Annotated in this window: 20 protein-coding genes; 10 read left to right on the top strand and 10 right to left on the bottom strand. The window is 71.0% G+C overall.

Annotated elements, in window-relative coordinates; all coding sequences use genetic code 11:
• The first annotated feature begins 67 nt into the window (after positions 1-67).
• From ACGFZS_RS34415 to ACGFZS_RS34450, 8 genes are all read left to right on the top strand, one after another.
• Positions 68-667 (top strand): ArsR/SmtB family transcription factor, encoded by a 600-nt coding sequence (locus ACGFZS_RS34415; RefSeq protein WP_393798387.1) that lies wholly within the window; start codon positions 68-70, stop codon positions 665-667.
• A 124-nt stretch (positions 668-791) separates the two neighbouring features.
• Positions 792-1,856, top strand: coding sequence for a LacI family DNA-binding transcriptional regulator (locus ACGFZS_RS34420; protein ID WP_393660388.1), 1,065 nt, complete (start codon positions 792-794; stop codon positions 1,854-1,856).
• Positions 1,853-3,382: a sugar ABC transporter ATP-binding protein gene (locus ACGFZS_RS34425; protein ID WP_393798388.1), complete on the top strand. Its 1,530-nt coding sequence runs from the start codon at positions 1,853-1,855 to the stop codon at positions 3,380-3,382. The genes ACGFZS_RS34420 and ACGFZS_RS34425 overlap by 4 nt, the downstream gene beginning before the upstream one ends.
• Positions 3,372-5,318: a substrate-binding domain-containing protein gene (locus ACGFZS_RS34430; protein ID WP_393798389.1), complete on the top strand. Its 1,947-nt coding sequence runs from the start codon at positions 3,372-3,374 to the stop codon at positions 5,316-5,318. The genes ACGFZS_RS34425 and ACGFZS_RS34430 overlap by 11 nt, the downstream gene beginning before the upstream one ends.
• 100 nt (positions 5,319-5,418) lie before the next feature.
• Entirely contained in the window at positions 5,419-6,408 is a 990-nt protein-coding gene (locus ACGFZS_RS34435; RefSeq protein WP_393798635.1) for a ribokinase, read from the top strand.
• Positions 6,405-6,794: a D-ribose pyranase gene (gene rbsD / locus ACGFZS_RS34440; protein WP_393798390.1), complete on the top strand. Its 390-nt coding sequence runs from the start codon at positions 6,405-6,407 to the stop codon at positions 6,792-6,794. The genes ACGFZS_RS34435 and rbsD overlap by 4 nt, the downstream gene beginning before the upstream one ends.
• Positions 6,795-6,992: 198 nt before the next feature.
• Positions 6,993-7,505: a peptidase inhibitor family I36 protein gene (locus ACGFZS_RS34445; protein ID WP_393660392.1), complete on the top strand. Its 513-nt coding sequence runs from the start codon at positions 6,993-6,995 to the stop codon at positions 7,503-7,505.
• A 39-nt stretch (positions 7,506-7,544) separates the two neighbouring features.
• On the top strand, positions 7,545-8,510 hold the full coding sequence (locus ACGFZS_RS34450; protein ID WP_393798391.1) for a hypothetical protein: 966 nt from the start codon (positions 7,545-7,547) through the stop codon (positions 8,508-8,510).
• A gap of 14 nt (positions 8,511-8,524) precedes the next feature.
• Here the strand turns inward: ACGFZS_RS34450 and ACGFZS_RS34455 are convergent, their stop codons facing one another.
• From ACGFZS_RS34455 to ACGFZS_RS34475, 5 genes are all read right to left on the bottom strand, one after another.
• Entirely contained in the window at positions 8,525-9,499 is a 975-nt protein-coding gene (locus ACGFZS_RS34455; RefSeq protein WP_393798392.1) for a helix-turn-helix domain-containing protein, read from the bottom strand.
• Between the two features lie 432 nt (positions 9,500-9,931).
• Positions 9,932-10,282 (bottom strand): hypothetical protein, encoded by a 351-nt coding sequence (locus ACGFZS_RS34460; RefSeq protein WP_393798636.1) that lies wholly within the window; start codon positions 10,280-10,282, stop codon positions 9,932-9,934.
• 232 nt (positions 10,283-10,514) lie between these two features.
• Positions 10,515-11,585 carry a MerR family transcriptional regulator gene (locus ACGFZS_RS34465; protein WP_393798393.1) on the bottom strand — a complete coding sequence of 357 codons (1,071 nt, stop codon included), beginning with the start codon at positions 11,583-11,585 and terminating at the stop codon, positions 10,515-10,517.
• A gap of 46 nt (positions 11,586-11,631) precedes the next feature.
• On the bottom strand, positions 11,632-11,901 hold the full coding sequence (locus tag ACGFZS_RS34470) for a hypothetical protein (RefSeq protein WP_393798394.1): 270 nt from the start codon (positions 11,899-11,901) through the stop codon (positions 11,632-11,634).
• Positions 11,898-12,038 (bottom strand): hypothetical protein, encoded by a 141-nt coding sequence (locus ACGFZS_RS34475; RefSeq protein ID WP_393798395.1) that lies wholly within the window; start codon positions 12,036-12,038, stop codon positions 11,898-11,900. The genes ACGFZS_RS34470 and ACGFZS_RS34475 overlap by 4 nt, the downstream gene beginning before the upstream one ends.
• A 129-nt stretch (positions 12,039-12,167) precedes the next feature.
• On the opposite strand from ACGFZS_RS34475, the gene ACGFZS_RS34480 reads away from it, so the two are divergent.
• Together ACGFZS_RS34480 and ACGFZS_RS34485 are read left to right on the top strand one after the other, a co-directional pair.
• Complete coding sequence (locus ACGFZS_RS34480) at positions 12,168-12,992, top strand: Scr1 family TA system antitoxin-like transcriptional regulator (RefSeq protein ID WP_393798396.1); 825 nt, start codon at positions 12,168-12,170, stop codon at positions 12,990-12,992.
• Entirely contained in the window at positions 12,979-13,197 is a 219-nt protein-coding gene (locus ACGFZS_RS34485; protein WP_393798397.1) for a DUF397 domain-containing protein, read from the top strand. The genes ACGFZS_RS34480 and ACGFZS_RS34485 overlap by 14 nt, the downstream gene beginning before the upstream one ends.
• Here the strand turns inward: ACGFZS_RS34485 and ACGFZS_RS34490 are convergent.
• The 5 genes from ACGFZS_RS34490 to ACGFZS_RS34510 form a co-directional block, all read right to left on the bottom strand.
• The gene (locus ACGFZS_RS34490; protein ID WP_393798398.1) at positions 13,178-13,570 is read right to left on the bottom strand and encodes a hypothetical protein; all 393 of its coding nucleotides are present in this window, start codon (positions 13,568-13,570) and stop codon (positions 13,178-13,180) included. The two genes, ACGFZS_RS34485 and ACGFZS_RS34490, sit on opposite strands and share 20 nt — an antisense overlap.
• Positions 13,567-13,848, bottom strand: coding sequence for an Arc family DNA-binding protein (locus ACGFZS_RS34495; RefSeq protein ID WP_393798399.1), 282 nt, complete (start codon positions 13,846-13,848; stop codon positions 13,567-13,569). Before ACGFZS_RS34495 ends, ACGFZS_RS34490 begins: the two co-directional genes overlap by 4 nt.
• An 80-nt stretch (positions 13,849-13,928) precedes the next feature.
• Positions 13,929-14,726 (bottom strand): sugar phosphate isomerase/epimerase family protein, encoded by a 798-nt coding sequence (locus tag ACGFZS_RS34500; RefSeq protein WP_393798637.1) that lies wholly within the window; start codon positions 14,724-14,726, stop codon positions 13,929-13,931.
• A 32-nt stretch (positions 14,727-14,758) separates the two neighbouring features.
• Positions 14,759-15,910, bottom strand: coding sequence for a dihydrodipicolinate synthase family protein (locus ACGFZS_RS34505; protein ID WP_393798400.1), 1,152 nt, complete (start codon positions 15,908-15,910; stop codon positions 14,759-14,761).
• On the bottom strand, positions 15,907-17,064 hold the full coding sequence (locus tag ACGFZS_RS34510; protein WP_393660402.1) for a Gfo/Idh/MocA family protein: 1,158 nt from the start codon (positions 17,062-17,064) through the stop codon (positions 15,907-15,909). Before ACGFZS_RS34510 ends, ACGFZS_RS34505 begins: the two co-directional genes overlap by 4 nt.
• Between the last annotated feature and the right edge of the window lie 68 nt (positions 17,065-17,132).

Here is a 17,132-nt window from a genome sequence, read left to right on the forward strand (position 1 = left end):
CGTGCGGGTTTGCCTGCGAGGCCACCTGCCGGTGGCGAATGATCCGGAAGTCTAGAATAATCGAGGAGTGTCGAACAATACCCGTCTCCCCGATTACGACCTCGCCGACCTCACGGTCGTGACCGCCCCGGCCCAGCTCCGCGCGCTGGCCGGCCCGCTGCGCGACGCCATCCTGGAACTGCTCCTCGAACGCGCCGCCACCGTGACCGAACTGGCCGCCGCGCTCGACCGTCCCAAGAGCACGGTCGCGCACCACGTGAGCGTGCTGATGGACGCCGAGCTGCTGAAGGTGGTGCGGACCCGCCGGGTACGGGCCATCGAGGAGCGCTACTACGGCCGTACCGCGCGCATCTTCCGCGTCGGCAGGGTCAGCCCGGCCGAGGACGGGGCAACGGCGCCCTACTGCGCCAACGATCTCGCCACCGCCGCGGCCGAGTCGGTCGCCGCACACGAGGCGGACCAGCTCTCCTCGATCGTGCGGTACGTACGGATCCCCCGGGAGCAGGCCCTCGAATTCTGGACGCGGGTCCTGGACCTCGCCAACGACTACGCGCAGCTCCCGCGCACCGGCGACCTGGTGTACGGCTTCGCCGCCGGGCTCTATCCGACCGAGCGCCCGGCGCTGCCGGAGGCCGAGCCCGCGGACACGGATGCGGACACCGGCTGACCCTTCGCGAGGGTCACGATTGGATTTCAGCCACTCCCTCCCCCTTGCCGCCCCGCCGTGTAATCGATTCCAATCCTCGTTACGCACATGCGTGTAATCGATTCCACGAGGAGGTGGAACGGCGATGGCGAGCATCAAGGACGTCGCCGCCGAGGCAGGCGTCTCCGTCGCCACGGTGTCCCGGGTCCTGAACGACCATCCGTCGGTCAGCGACGAAGCCCGCGCCCGGGTCCTGGCGGCCGTCGCGGCGCTGGGCTACCGGCCGAACGCCGTCGCCCGTTCCCTGCGCACCGACCAGACCCACACCCTCGGCCTGGTCATCAGCGACGTGCTCAACCCGTACTTCACGGAACTGGCCCGCTCGGTCGAGGAAGAGGCCCGCGCGCACGGCTACAGCGTGATCATCGGCAACGCCGACGAGCGGCCGGAGCTCCAGGACCACCACGTACGGACCCTGCTCGACCGCCGTATCGACGGGCTGCTCCTCTCCCCCACCGACGGCGGCTCGCCGCTGATGCTGGAGGCGGCGCGGGGCGGGACGCCGATGGTGTTCGTCGACCGGTGGATCCCGGGCGTCGAGGTGCCGGTGGTGCGGGCGGACGGGCGGGCCGCCATCCGGGACCTCGTCGCGCATCTGCACCGGCTGGGCCACCGCCGGCTCGCGATCATCGCCGGACCGGCCGCCACGACCACCGGCAGCGAGCGGGTGCGGGCCTTCCGGGAGGCCCTCGCCGAGTACGGCGTCCCCCTCCCGGACGCCTACATAGGGCAGGGCGACTTCCAGGCGGAGAGCGGGCGGCGGGTCACCGAGGGGTTCCTCGACCTGCCCGAGCCGCCCGAGGTGGTGTTCGCCGCCGACAACCTGATGGCGCTGGGCGCGCTGGACGCGGTGCGGGCGCGGGGGCTTCGGGTGCCGTGTGACATAGCACTCGCGGCCTTCGACGACATCCCCTGGTTCGTCCACACCGACCCCCCGGTCACCGCGATCGCCCAGCCCACGGGCGAGCTGGGCCGGGCCGCCGTACGCGCGCTGATCGACCGGATCGAGGGGCGGCCCCCGCAGTCCGTCACCCTCCCCGCCCGGCTGGTCGTACGCCGCTCGTGCGGTGAGCCGGACACCCCTCAAGAGCTGTCCCCGGAGCTGTCCCCAGAGCTGTCCCCCTCCCCAGTGCAAAGGAGCACGACGTGAGCAACCCGGACGAGTTGCTGCGCATCGAGGGCATACGGAAGTCCTTCCCCGGCGTGGTCGCGCTCGACGGCGTCGACTTCGATCTGCGCCGGGGCGAGGTCCATGTGCTCCTCGGTGAGAACGGCGCGGGCAAGAGCACCCTCATCAAGATGCTCTCCGGCGCCTACACGCCCGACGAGGGTCGGATCCTGGCCGGCGGCGAGGAGGTGCGCATCCATGGTGCGCAGGACTCCGAGCGCCTCGGGATCGCCACCATCTACCAGGAGTTCAACCTGGTCCCCGATCTCACGGTCGCCGAGAACATCTTCCTGGGACGGCAGCCGCGCCGCTACGGGATGATCGACCGCAAGCGGATGGAGGCGGACGCCGAAGTCCTGCTGAAGCGGGTCGGCGTGAACGTCTCGCCCCGCGCGCGGGTCCGTGAACTCGGCATCGCCCGGCTCCAGATGGTCGAGATCGCCAAGGCGCTCAGCCTGGACGCCCGCGTGCTGATCATGGACGAGCCGACCGCCGTGCTCACCTCGGAGGAGGTGGAGAAGCTCTTCGCGATCGTGCGGCAGCTGCGGGAGGACGGCGTCGGGATCGTCTTCATCACCCATCACCTGGACGAGATCGCCGCCCTCGGGGACCGGGTGACCGTCATCCGGGACGGGAAGTCGGTCGGGCAGGTGCCGGCCACCACGCCCGAGGACGAGCTGGTACGGCTGATGGTCGGGCGGTCCATCGAGCAGCAGTACCCGAGGGAGCGCACCGAGACCGGTGCCGCGCTGCTGTCCGTGGAGAGGCTGACCCGGGACGGCGTCTTCCACGACGTGAGCTTCGAGGTGCACGCGGGGGAGGTCGTCGGGATCGCGGGGCTGGTGGGTGCGGGTCGTACGGAGGTCGTACGGGCCGTGTTCGGGGCCGATCCGTACGACAAGGGGGCCGTGAAGGTCGCCGGTACGGCGCTGCGGCGGGCCGACGTCAACGCGGCCATGACGGCCGGGATCGGGCTCGTACCGGAGGACCGCAAGGGGCAGGGGCTGGTGCTGGACGCCTCCGTCGAGGAGAACCTCGGGCTGGTGACCCTGCGCAGGGCGACCCGGGCCGGGATCGTCGACCTCGGGGCGCAGCACACGGCCGCCGAACGGATCGCCGCCCAGCTGGGGGTCCGGATGGCAGGGCTCGGACAGCATGTGCGCACGCTGTCCGGCGGCAACCAGCAGAAGGTCGTCATCGGCAAGTGGCTGCTCGCCGACACCAAGGTGCTGATCCTCGACGAGCCGACGCGCGGGATCGACGTCGGCGCGAAGGTCGAGATCTACCAGCTGATCAACGAGCTGACGGCCGCCGGGGCCGCCGTACTGATGATCTCCAGCGATCTGCCGGAGGTCCTCGGGATGAGCGACCGGGTGCTCGTCATGGCCCAGGGGCGGATCGCGGGCGAGCTGTCCGCCGCCGAGGCCACCCAGGACACCGTGATGTCCCTCGCCGTCAGCACACCCACCACCGCAACGACCGGAACGGAGGCCACCCGTGGCCACTGACACGCTCAAGAGCACGACGGGCGCGAGTGGCGCCTCGGGCGGCCTGCGCCGGCTGCTCCTCGACAACGGCGCGCTGACCGCGCTGATCGTCCTGGTCATCGCGCTGTCGGCGCTGTCCGGCAACTTCCTGACCACCGACAACCTCCTCAACATCGGCGTCCAGGCGGCCGTCACCGCCATCCTCGCCTTCGGTGTCACCTTCGTGATCGTCTCGGCGGGCATCGACCTGTCGGTCGGTTCGGTGGCGGCGCTGTCCGCGACCGTGCTGGCGTGGAGCGCGACCAGCCACGGGGTGCCGGTGGCGATAGCGGTGGTGCTGGCCGTGGTCGTCGGCATCGCGGCCGGGCTGGTCAACGGCTTCCTCATCGCCTACGGCAAGCTGCCGCCGTTCATCGCGACGCTCGCCATGCTGTCGGTGGGGCGCGGTCTGTCGCTGGTGATCTCCGGCGGCAACCCGATCCCGTTCCCCGACTCGGTCTCGCACCTCGGCGACACCCTCGGCAACTGGCTTCCGGTGCCGGTGCTCGTCATGGTCCTGATGGGGCTGATCGCGGCCTTCGTGCTCGGCCGGACCTACATCGGCCGGTCCATGTACGCGATCGGCGGCAACGAGGAGGCGGCGCGGCTGTCCGGGCTGCGCGTGCACCGGCAGAAGCTCGCCATCTACGCCCTGTCCGGGCTGTTCGCGGCCGTCGCCGGCATCGTGCTGGCCGCCCGGCTGTCCTCGGCGCAGCCGCAGGCCGCCAACGGCTACGAGCTGGACGCGATCGCGGCGGTCGTGATCGGCGGTGCCTCGCTGGCCGGCGGTACCGGCAAGGCGTCGGGCACGCTGATCGGCGCGCTGATCCTCGCCGTGCTGCGCAACGGCCTCAACCTGCTGAACGTGTCCGCGTTCTGGCAGCAGGTCGTGATCGGCGTCGTCATCGCGCTGGCGGTGCTGCTGGACACGGTGCGGCGGAAGGCGGGGGCCACCACTCCCGTCGGCTTCGGCGGCGGCAACAAGGGCCGGCAGGCGGCGACCTACGGGCTGGCGGGCGTGGTGACCGTGGCCGTCATCGGCGCCACCTCGCTGCTGCACACCGGCTCCTCGTCCAGCACCCCGAAGGTGGGCCTCGCGCTCTCCACCCTCAACAACCCCTTCTACGTCTCCCTCCGCGCCGGCGCCCAGGCCGAGGCGAAGAAGCTGGGCGTCGACCTCACCGTCACGGACGCCCAGAACGACGCCTCCCAGCAGGCCAACCAGCTGCAGAACTTCACCAGTTCGGGGCTGGGCGCGATCATCGTCAACGCCGTCGACTCGGACGCCGTCAGCCCGGCCGCGAAGGCCGTGAACAAGAGCGGCACCCCGCTGATCGCCGTCGACCGCTCGGTGAACAACGCCAGGAGCGCGTCCTTCGTCGCCTCCGACAACATCACCGGCGGCAAGCTGGCCGCGAAGGCCCTCGCCGAGAAGCTGGGCGGCACCGGAAAGATCGTGATCCTGCAGGGGCAGGCCGGCACCTCCGCCGCCCGCGAGCGCGGCGCCGGTTTCACCGAGGGCCTGAAGGCCTACCCGGGCATCAAGGTCATCGCCGAGCAGCCCGCCGACTGGGACCGCACCAAGGGCCTGGACGTGATGACCAACCTGCTCCAGGCGCACCCGGACGTGAACGGCGTCTTCGCCGAGAACGACGAGATGGCGCTCGGCGCGATCAAGGCCCTTGGTTCGAAGGCCGGTTCGTCGGTGACGGTCCTCGGCTTCGACGGGACGGCGGACGGCCTGGCCGCGGTCAAGAACGGCTCGCTGTACGCCTCGGTGGCCCAGCAGCCCACACTGCTCGGGAAGATCGCCGTGGACAACGCGCTCAAGGCGATCCAGGGCAAGTCGGTCGAGTCGGCGGTCAAGGTCCCGGTGAAGGTGATCACCAAGGACAACGTGGCCGGGTTCACGGGCTGAGCCACCGAGGAGGCGGCCGGGCTGTTGAATTGAGGCCCGGCCGCCTCGATTCACGCGCGTCATGCGCATCGTGCGCGTCCTGCGCAGAGGGAGTCATGTGATGTACGACTACGACCTGCTGGTCGTGGGATCGGCCAACGCCGACCTGGTGATCGACGTCGAACGCCGTCCGGCCGCCGGGGAGACGGTGCTCGGCGGCGATCTCGCCACGCACCCCGGCGGCAAGGGCGCCAACCAGGCGGTCGCGGCCGCCCGGCTCGGTGCCCGTACCGCCCTGCTGGCCCGGGTCGGCGACGACGCGCACGGCAGGCTGCTGCTGGACTCGCAGCGGGCGGCCGGGGTGGACACGGTGGGCGTGCTGGTGGGCGGGGCGCCGACGGGCGTCGCGCTGATCACCGTGGACCCCACCGGCGACAACAGCATCGTGGTCTCGCCGGGCGCGAACGCGAGGCTCGCCCCGGCCGACATACGCTCCGCCTCCTGTCTCTTCCATGCCTCCCGGGTGGTCTCCACGCAGTTGGAGATCCCGCTGGAGACGGTGCTGGAGGTCGTACGGAACCTGGCTCCCGACAGCCGTTTCGTCCTCAACCCCTCCCCGCCGCAGCCCCTTTCGGGGGAGATCCTGGCGGCCTGCGACCCGCTGATCGTCAACGAGCACGAGGCGAAGGTGATCCTCGGCGAGGCGTGCGTGAGCGAGGACCCGGTCGACTGGGCGCGGATCCTGCTCGCGAAGGGCCCGAGGTCGGTGGTGGTGACGCTGGGCGCGGAGGGCGCGCTGGTCGCCGACGGCGACGGTGTCGCGCACGTCCCCTCCGTGAAGGTGGACGCCGTCGACACCACGGGTGCCGGGGACGCGTTCACGGCGGCCCTCGCGGTACGGCTCGGGGCGGGCGAGCCGCTCGCCGACGCGGCGGCCTACGCGGCCCGGGTCGGGGCGGCGGCGGTGACGCGGCGGGGCGCGCAGGAGTCGTACCCGACGGCGGCGGAGGTCGGCGCGCTGTGCTGTGCCGACCCGGGGGACAACCCCCGGACCCCCGGCCGGGGGTCGGAGATCTGGCCCGGAGCGGACGAGCGAGGCGGAGCACTGTGAAGAAGGCGGGAATCCTCAACCGTCATCTCTCCGGCGCGCTCGCCGAGTTGGGGCACGGGCACGGGGTGCTGGTGTGCGACGCCGGGATGCCGATCCCGCACGGGCCGCGGGTCGTGGACCTCGCCTTCCGGGCCGGGGTGCCGTCCTTCGCGGAGGTGCTGGAGGGGCTGCTGGCCGAACTCGTCGTCGAGGGCGCGACGGCGGCGACCGAGATCCGCGCGGCCAACCCGGCCGCCGCGCAGCTCCTGCACGGCCACTTCCCCGACCTGTCCCTGGTCCCGCACGAACACCTCAAGGACCTGTCGGAGGACGCGCGGCTGATCGTACGGACCGGTGAGGCCCGGCCGTACGCGAACGTGCTGCTGCGGTGCGGGGTGTTCTTCTAGGACCGGGCCCGAACCGAGCTCAAGGCGGGTGCGGAGCAACGGATTCCCGCTCCGCACCTGGGACTTTTCATCCCGGTGAAACGTGATGGCCCCTCTCTGACCCTGTTGGCAGGATCGCTCACAACCGTTGCAATCGCCCCTTGTGTCCCGAGGAGCGAACTTCGGCAAGCCAACAGCCCGAGAAAGAGGGAATCCCCGATGAGATCCTTCCGCTTAGCCGCGGCGCTCGCCGCCACCGCTCTGGCCGTGTTCCTCGGCCTCTCCCTTCCCGGCAGCGCCGCCGCCGCGGACGCCCACACCGCCCCGGTCGCCAGGCCGGCCGCCGCCGCACCGCAGGCCGCCCAGGCAACCTCCTCCGACGAGGTCTCCCCGCAGGCCATCGGGGACTGCCCGAGCACCTACTTCTGTTTCTGGGTCAACTCCGGCTACGGCGACGGACCGGGCAAGTTCTCCGGCGCGAACGACAACTGGGGCGACTACAGCCACTCCACCTGCGCCAGCGGCACATGGAACAACTGCGCCTCGTCCGGGTACAACCACGGCACCAGCGGCCTGGGCGTCGAGGTGTGGAACGGCACCGGCTACACCGGGCTCTCCGCCTGCCTGCCCAAGGACTGGTCCAACAGCAACTTCGCCAACCTCGTCTGGCCGGACTCGAGCACCAGCTTCAACGACTCGATCAGCAGCAACTACTGGACCTCACTCTGCTGACCGGGAACGCTCCGGCCACCCGATGACGGGCGATCACCCATGACAGAGCTCTCGCGCCGCCGTACCGGGCGCACACCGTCCCGCCTGCTGCCCCTGCTGATCCTCGCCGTGAGCCTGGTCTGTGCCGTCGCGACCGCGTGCACCGGACCGAGCACGGCCGCATCCGCCGAGGCCGCGCCGGCGGCGCGGGAGTCCGGTCACGCCGCCACCGTCCTCACCTCGGACGCCGACGCCCTGCGCCAGCGCTGGCAGCTCTTCGGCGCCCTGCAGATCCTCACCCAGCGCTGCATGCGCGACCGGGGACTGCGCTACCTGGTCACGAGCGCGGGCCCGCGGCCGCCCGCCGGGGCGACCACGGCCGACTCCGTCGGCTCCCGCTCGGCCCCCGGCTACGGCGTCTCCACGGCGCTCGGCCGGATGAACGACGGCCCCACGGCCCAGGACCGCTACGTCCGCTCCCTGTCCACCACCGCGCAGACCCGTTACACGGCCGTCCTCGACGGCCCCGCCGACCAGGTGGCGGCGCTGACCCTGCCCAGCGGGTCGAGCGGGACCTACACCACGGGCGGCTGCCTGGCCCGGGCGCGGGCCGGACTGTACGGCACCGTACGGGCCGCCCTTGAGGACACCCTCGTACCGCAGGACGTCGACCAGCTGCTCGAGCGGTACCTGGCCACCGCCCCCGCCTATCAGAAGGCCCTGAAGCGGTGGCAGCGCTGCATGGCCGGCACCGGCCGGGCCGCGAAGACCCCCGCCGCGCTGATCCAGTCGCTGCAGGCCGAGGCCGTCAAGGGGGCGAGCGCCGCGAAACTGGCGCGTGGGCAGCGCGCCGCCGCGGCGGCCGATCAGCGCTGCGACGCGGCGAGCGGTCTGCGCCGCACGGGCGCCGCACAGCGCGACGTGTTCCTGCGCGACCAGCCCGCGCGTACGCGGGCCCGTCTGGAGGAGGTCTGGCACACCCGGCAGCGGGCGCTGGCCCGGGCGGCGGCCCTGCACCGGGCGTGAGACTCCCCGGACGGTCACGCCCGCGGTCGGAGCAGGGCGGCGCCCAGGGGGGTGAGCGTGTGCAGCACGGTGTTGTGGTGGCGTCGGCTGACGACCAGGCCGGCGTCGCGCAGCACGGTGGTGTGATGGGTGGCCGTCGGCACCGACACCCCCAGGAACCGGGCCAGTTCGGAGGTGGTCGCGCCCAGCGCGAGGGACCGCAGCGCGGCCGCCCGGGTCCGGCCGAGCAGGGCGACGAGCGAGGCGTCGGGCGGGCGGCCGGGGACGGCGCGGCGGTCGCCCTGCACGGGGTAGACCAGGAGCGGCCCGAGGGTCTCGTCGGCCAGGGAGACCGGCGACTGCCAGCAGAAGTACGAGGGGACCAGGCGCAGTCCGCGGCCGGCGAGGTGCAGGTCGCGGTCCTCGACGTAGTCGACGTGCAGGACCGGCGGATGCCAGCGGATCGCGGGCGACAGGCAGCCGAGCAGTCCGTCGAGCCCGGTCGCGAGGGCGTCCCGGCCGCGCAGCGCGCGCTCCGCGGCGACCATGGCGTGAATACGGCTCTCGTGCGGTGCGATGACCGCTTCGTGGTAGGCGCGCAGGAGTCCGGCCAGTTCCTCCCGGGTCTCCCGCTCCATCAGCCGTGGCGCCCAGTCGGGGGCGCCGTGCAGCCGGTCCAGCGTCCGTATCTCGTGGGCGACCCGGGCGGGCGGGGTGTCGACGACCGCCGTGAGCCCGCGGTCCAGGCCGTCGGCGGCCTCGGGCGGGGTGAGGAAGTCGGGCATGTAGCGGGCCCGGGGCAGCACCGGGACCAGCAGCCGGCGTACGGCCACGCCGAGCGGGGAGCCGGCGAGGGTGGCCCGGGTCTCGCGGTACCAGTCGGCGTAGGCCCAGCGGCCCCGTGAGGTCTGCAGGCGGTGCAGGCTGCAGGCGATCTCCCAGAGCGGGTCGGGGGCGCTCGCCACCCGGACCCGGGCCAGATCCTGAGACGTGAAGTGGATACGCAGCACGAGAAGCGCCCCCCGAGTCGAACAGCCGTCCCGCCCAGAGAGCAGCCTGCGCCACCCCGGCTGTCAGGGACAACTCAAGAACCGGTCGCACCGGCGCCCGCACACGTCTCCCGGACATGCTTCGAGGGGGCCCGATCCGTCGATCGAACCCCCTCGGCTTTCCCCTCCGTATCAGAACCCCCGCGATCCCCCCGGATCCCCCTCCGAAAGTCCTGATGCCAAGTACGACCGGCAAGGTGGGGAGAGGGTTGTACACCCATCCAAGATTTTTTCCGCGGCCGCCGGACGCCCCTGCGCGCGCGTCGGCGCGATCGGGTCAATTAACGACAATCTAAGGAAACGGCAAAGACAGGCGGCCCATAGGCTCCCTAAGATCCACGGGGCCTGCCCCACCCCGGATCGGACGGGGTGGGGCAGGCTCTCAGGGCTGCTTCAGCGAACCGTGACGGACACGTTCTTGGAGACGGCGCTGCCGTCCTTGACGCGCAGGACCTCGACGCCCTTCTCGTCGAACTTGTCGTCGAGCTTGTACGCGCCCTTGGCGACCTTCGCCGTCGCGGGCAGGGACACCCACTTCTTGCCGTCCTTCACCTGAAGGGTCACCTTGCTGCCGTCCTTGAGCCCGTCCACCTTGCCGCTGAAGGTGACGACATCGCCCAGCTTGACGGTGGCGGCGCTCGCCTTGACGGTGATCGACGGAGCCGGAGCCGGGGCGGCGACAGCAGCGGTGGCACCGGCGGCGACGAGCGCGGCAGAAGCCACGGCAACAGCGGCGATACGCATGTTCACAGGAAACTCCTTGAATTCGAATTGCCTTTTCCAACCGCAATCTCGGGCCATTTGCTGACCCTTGCGGCTGACTCGAACTCTATAGACACGACCAGGTGGGATGCGGTTCCAGCGAATTGAAGAAATCACCAACTGACAGGTGAGCCACAGCAAATAGCCATGACGGCCGGACCTGAACAGGGAATATAAAAAAGACCTGTGTGAAGAAGTCCTCACACAGGCACCGTCAGTCCTCCAGCCGGACCGGCATCAGGAGCGAGAAGGCACCCTCGTCGCCGGGCCGGCGGATCGCGATCGGCGCCGTGGGCGCGCCGAACTCCAGAACCAGCCGGTCACGGGCCCCGGCGGCCAGCGCGTCCAGCAGGAACTCACGGTTGACGGCGACGCGGGCGGGGTCTTCGTCGACATCGGCGCAGAGGGTCACCGCGCAGCCGTCCGCCACCCTGAGCACGCTGAGGTCGTGCGCTCCGGCCTCTCCGGAACGGACGGGCCCGGTCTCCAGAGCCTGCCGGAAGGCCGCCACCTCGACGACGACGGTGCGTCGTCCGCCGGCCGGGGGCAGCAGACGACGGTAGTCGGGGAAGTCGTGGTCGAGGCACTGACCGGCCACCTGCCTGTCCCCGGCCTCCAAGGTCACGCGGTCGCCGTCGAGGGAAAGTCCCACAGGTCCCTCGCCGTCCAGCAGCGCCCGCATCGCGTCGGCGAGCGACGTGGGCACGATGACCTGTACCCGGGGCCCGTCATGCCCGGTGACACCGACCCTCGCGAGCGCCATTCGGTACCGGTCGGTGGCCACGGCACGAAGGCTCTCGCCCTCGATGTCAAACAGAATCCCGCCGAGCATCGGCAGCTCGGGGTCGGTGCTCGCCGCGAAACGAACCGCGTCCAGCACGGCCGCCAGCTCCGGTGCGGCGACGGACAGCCGTACGGTGGCGTTGCGGAGCGGGGTCATGACATTCTCCCGGTGATCGAGTAGGGCTCGGAGCGCGGAGAACTCGCCGCGGGCATCGGACAGCCCCTGTTCGAGACGGCGCAGATGCGCCCCGAGCAGTTTCCGGACCAGATCGGTGTCCGCACCGGACCAACTGGCCAGTACCAGCCGGATGTCCGCCAGCGGCATCCCGGCCCGGCGCAGGCGGGCCAGCAGCCGCGCCTCCGCGAGCTGGCCGGGTTCGTACCAGCGGTATCCGCTCACCGGATCCACCCAGGCCGGAACCAGCACACCGGCACGGTCGTAGAACCGCAGGGCGCTCACGCCCAGGCCGCTTTCGCGGGCCATCTCCCCGATGCTGCGCATGTCGTTCTCCACACCCCGCACTCTGGGCCCTGTACAAGGTCGAGGGTCAATCCGACAACCGCGCGCCCCTGCTCTCGGCGACACGCTTCACGTCCCGCAGCGATTCGCTCAGCCGCCGCGCGAGAAAACGGAGTTCTTCAACGGTGAGCCTCTGCTCGGCGAGGAGTTCGTCCGCATGGTCGAGCAGGTCGCCCGCCATGCCGAGGTGCGTGCTCTCGATCCGGTCGGCGAGCCGGGAGACGTATCCGGTCCCGTCGCCGATGAGATACCCCGGTTTGCCGTCCGCACCGGTCCACGGAAGCAGGCGCCCGCTCATGCGTAGGTTTCCACGTGGTCGAGATAGGGGCGGCCGACGTACGGGCACGAGTACGGATACGTGTGGCGCCGTCGCCCGCGAGCGGGCAGGAAGAACCGGAGCAACGGCTCGACCAGCCGGGCCAGGAGATACGTCATGCCGACCTGCTTTCCTACCTGCGGCGACTTCGGTGTGTTGCGATTCGCTCACAGAGTGGGGTCGGAGGTGGCTACGCTTCCAGAGGCGGGGACTTGACAGAGCCTTTGTCAGGAACGGGAGTTGGCCGCATGAGCGAGCGCCAGAAGCCTCGGACGCAACGCGAGAAGTACGGGGAGGAGCTGAGGCTGCGGCGGACGGCGGCCGGTCTCACCCAGGAGGAACTGGGCGAGCTGGTCGTGTGCTCGCCCACACTGATCAGCCACTTCGAGGCGGGGAGGCGGCTGCCGAAGCCGGATGACGCGCGGCGGGTCGACCGAGCCCTGAAGACGGACGGGTTCTTCGAGCGGTGGCTGGAGGATCTGGAGTCCAAATACACCGATCACTTCGCCGCAGTTGCCGAACTGGAGCAACAGGCCACAGTGATCCACCAGTTCGCGTTGTCGCTGGTTCCCGGCGTGCTCCAGACCGACGGCTACGCGCGCGCCCTCTTCTGCGCCTACCGGCCGAACTTCACCCCCGAGGAACTTGACGAGTTCGTTGTCATCCGAACAAAACGCCGCCGCATCCTCGACGGACCGTCGCAACCAGTCTTCTGGACGTTGCTCGACGAGGCCGTCCTCCGTCGCCGTGTCGGCGGCCCACAGGCCATGGCGGAACAGCTGCACAAAATCGCCGACCTGGCCGAGGCAGGGCGACTGCGCCTGCACGTACTGCCGTACGGCGTAGGGGCACACGCTCTCATGCAGAGCCTGCTCACCCTCATGACCTTCGAGGACTCCGCGCCGGTCGCCTACGTCGAGGGCTTCATGACCGGCAACCTGATGGATGATCCGGCCCTGGTGAGCGCCTGCCAGACCGCCTACGCTCTGGCGCTGAGCGACGCCTTGTCGCAACAGGAGTCACTTGCCCTCGTCAGAGCGGCAGCGGAGGAACACGCACATGGCCAGCAGTGAGCACGCCCTGACCGGGTGGTACAAGTCCAGCTACAGCGGCGGCGACCAGGGCGAGTGCCTCGAAGTGGCCCGCGGCCACGCCACCGTCCCCGTCCGCGACAGCAAGGCCGGGACCACCGGCCCGGCCCTGGTCTTCTCGGCGGACGGCTGGGCCGCGTTCGTAGGGGCCGTGCGGGACGGGCGTCTCAGCGGTTCAGGTCCATGACCCCGACGCCGAGTCCCTCGTACGGCTCGGGTGCTACGGAGGCGATCAGGCCGCCCATGGGGAGCATCTGGTTCGGCCGCGCGGCGTGCACGGCGGCGGAAACACCGAAGTCGACGCCCGCGCCGCGCAGTTCGGCGACGGTGACCGCCATGGAGTAGTCGTCGTCGACGAGATGGAGTACGTCGACCAGCACGCCCACGTGGTCGACGATCCCGGCGCGTTGACGCTCCGCCTCCAGGAGACACAGGACGGGCACCCACAGACGCATGTCGTCGCTGGCGGCAGCGGCGTGGATCAGACCGGAGACCTGCTTGTCGCCTCCCATCGCGAGGAGGGTAGGGGTGTCGAGGACGAAGTGCTCGGTCCAGCTCAAGGGTTCGGCTCCGTCCCGGCCGAGGTGGCACGGTGCGCGGCGGCGGCCTCCCGCATCTTGCGCCGCATCTCGGCGGATTCCTCGTCCGAGACGTGGTGCCCGAAGCGCTCGGCGAGCAGCGCGCGCGTGCGGTCGGCCCGTTCCCTGATCTGCTCGGGGGTCAGCGTCTGAGCAGCTATGTCCTGCATGAGGGCACGGAGGCTGGTACCTCGCGCCTCGGCCACGGCGGCCAGCTGGTCACGGACTTCGGCGGGCACACGGATCATGACGTCGGACATGCACCGAGTATACGTCACGTATACGTCACCGTGCGGCGGCGGCCGGAGAGCAGGTTCGCTTCTTCGGCCGCCGCGCCGGGCTACGCCGCGTGGGTCAGGAACCGTTCCGCCGTCTCCGTGAGTACCTCGCGGCCGTCCCTCGCCCACAGGGCGTCGTTGAAGAGTTCGACCTCGATGGGGCCGGTGTAGCCGGCGGCCTCCACGTAGGCCTTCCATTCGCGCATGTCGATCGCGCCGTCGCCGATCTGGCCGCGGCCGTTGAGGACGCCCTCGGGCAACGGGGTGGTCCAGTCGGCGAGTTGGAAGGTGTGGATGCGGTTGCCGGCGCCGGCGCGGGCGATCTGCGCGGGGGCCTGGTCGTCCCACCAGATGTGGTACGTGTCGACGGTGACGCCGACCTGGTGGGCGGGGAAGCGTTCCGCGAGGTCCAGGGCCTGGGTGAGGGTGGAGACCACGCAGCGGTCGGCGGCGTACATGGGGTGGAGGGGCTCGATGGCGAGGCGTACGCCGTGCTGCTCGGCGTAGGGGCCCAGTTCGGCGAGGGCGTCCGCGATGCGTTCGCGGGCACCGTGCAGGTCCTTGGAGCCGGCCGGCAGGCCGCCCGAGACCAGGACGAGGGTGTCCGTGCCGAGGGTCGCGGCCTCCTCGATCGCCCGCCGGTTGTCGGCGAGGGCGGCGGCGCGTTCGGCGGGGTCGATCGCCGTGAAGAAGCCGCCCCGGCAGAGGGTGGTGACGGTCAGGCCGGCCTCGCGCAGCAGTTTGGCGGTCGCGTCGACGCCGTAGGACCGGACCGGCTCGCGCCAGAGGCCGACGCCCGGGACGCCCAGGTCCAGGCAGGCGTCGGCCAGTTCGGGCAGGGAGAGCTGCTTGACGGTCATCTGGTTGATCGAGAAGCGGGAGAGGTCGCCGGTCACTGGCTGACTCCGTACAGGGCGAGCAGGGTCTTCATCCGTTCCTCGGCGAGCTTGGGGTCCGGGAACAGGCCCAGACCGTCGGCGAGTTCGTAGGCGCGGGCGAAGTGCGGCAGGGAGCGGGCCGACTGGAGGCCGCCGACCATGGTGAAGTGTGCCTGGTGGCCGGCGAGCCAGGCCAGGAACACCACGCCGGTCTTGTAGAAGCGGGTGGGGGTCTGGAAGAGGTGGCGGGAGAGTTCGACGGTGGGGTCCAGGAGGGCGCGGAAGCCCGCCGTGTCGCCCGTGTCGAGGATCCGGACCGCCTGGGCCGCCAGCGGGCCCAGCGGGTCGAAGATGCCGAGCAGGGCGTGGCTGAAGCCCTGCGCGTCGCCCGCGATCAGCTCGGGGTAGTTGAAGTCGTCGCCGGTGTAGCAGCGGACGCCCTGCGGGAGGCGGCGGCGCAGGTCGATCTCGCGCTGGGCGTCGAGCAGGGAGACCTTGATGCCGTCGACCTTGTCGGGGTGGGCGGCGATGACGTCCAGGAAGACGTCGGTGGCCGCGTCGAGGTCGGTGGAGCCCCAGTAGCCCTCCAGGGCCGGGTCGAACATCGGGCCGAGCCAGTGCAGGACGACCGGTTCGCCGGCCTGGCGGAGCAGGTGGCCGTAGACGTCGAGGTAGTCCTCGGGGCCCGAGGCGGTGGCGGCGAGGGCCCGGGAGGCCATCAGGATGGCCTGGGCGCCGGACTCCTCGACGAGCGCGAGCTGCTCCTCGTAGGCGGCCCGGATCTCGGCGAGGGTGCCGCCGGTGATCTGGTCGGTGCCGACGCCGCAGGCGATCCGGCCGCCGACCGCCTTGGCCTCGGCGGCGCTGCGGCGGATCAGCTCGGCGGCGCCCGCCCAGTCCAGGCCCATGCCGCGCTGGGCGGTGTCCATCGCCTCGGCGACGCCGAGCCCGTGGGACCACAGGTGGCGGCGGAAGGCGAGGGTGGCGTCCCAGTCGACGGCGGCGGGCGAGTCGGGGGACACGTCGGCGAACGGGTCGGCGACGACGTGTGCCGCCGAGAAGACCGTACGGGAGGTGAGGGGGGTGCCGGTGGTGACGGCGAGCGGCTCGGTGCGGGGTTCGTAGGTCCGCAGGGTGCCGCCCGCCGAGGGGAGCTGGATGGTCACAGCGCGATCTCCGGTACGTCGATGCGGCGGCCCTCGGTGGAGGACTTCAGGCCCAGCTCGGCGAGCTGTACGCCGCGGGCGCCGGCCAGCAGGTCCCACTGGTAGGGGGCGTCGGCGTAGACGTGCTTGAGGAACAGCTCCCACTGGGCCTTGAAGCCGTTGTCGAACTCGCCGTTGTCCGGGATCTCCTGCCACTGGTCGCGGAAGGCGTAGGTGGCCGGGATGTCCGGGTTCCAGACCGGCATGGGGGTCGCGCTGCGGTGCTGGACACGGCAGTTGCGCAGGCCGGCGACCGCTGAGCCTTCGGTGCCGTCCACCTGGAACTCGACGAGTTCGTCGCGGTTGACGCGGACCGCCCAGGAGGAGTTGATCTGGGCGATGGCGCCGCCGTCGAGCTCGAAGATGCCGTAGGCGGCGTCGTCGGCGGTGGCGTCGTAGGGCTTGCCGCCCTCGTCCCAGCGCTGCGGGATGTGGGTGGCGGTGAGGGCCTGGACGGACTTCACCCGGCCGAACAGCTCGTGCAGGACGTACTCCCAGTGCGGGAACATGTCGACGACGATGCCGCCGCCGTCCTCCGCGCGGTAGTTCCAGGAGGGGCGCTGGGCGGGCTGCCAGTCGCCCTCGAAGACCCAGTAGCCGAACTCGCCGCGGACGGAGAGGATGCGGCCGAAGAAGCCGCCGTCGATGAGCCGCTTCAGCTTGAGCAGGCCGGGCAGGAAGATCTTGTCCTGGACGACGCCGTGCTTGATGCCCTTGGCGTGCGCGAGCCGGGCCAGCTCCAGGGCGCCGTCGAGGCCGGTCGCGGTGGGCTTCTCGGTGTAGATGTGCTTCCCGGCGGCGATGGCCTGCTGGAGTGCCTCCTCGCGGGCGGAGGTGACCTGGGCGTCGAAGTAGATGTCGATGGTGGGGTCGGCGAGGACCGCCGAGAGGTCGGTGGCGATGTGCTCGCCGGACAGTCCGTGCCGGTCGGCGATCTCGCGGAGCGCGTGCTCGCGGCGGCCGACGAGGACCGGTTCCGGCCACAGCACGGTGCCGTCGCCGAGGTCGAGACCGCCCTGCTCGCGCAGGGCGAGGATCGAGCGGACGAGGTGCTGGCGGTAGCCCATGCGTCCGGTCACACCGTTCATGGCGATCCGCACCGTCTTGCGTGTCACGTGTTTCCCTTCGTCCGCGTGCGTCTCAGCAACGCAGCAAGCGCTTTCTATACAGTCTGAAGCTAGCC

The sequence above is a fragment of the Streptomyces sp. NPDC048288 genome, assembly GCF_043201555.1.
Taxonomy (GTDB): Bacteria; Actinomycetota; Actinomycetes; order Streptomycetales; family Streptomycetaceae; genus Streptomyces.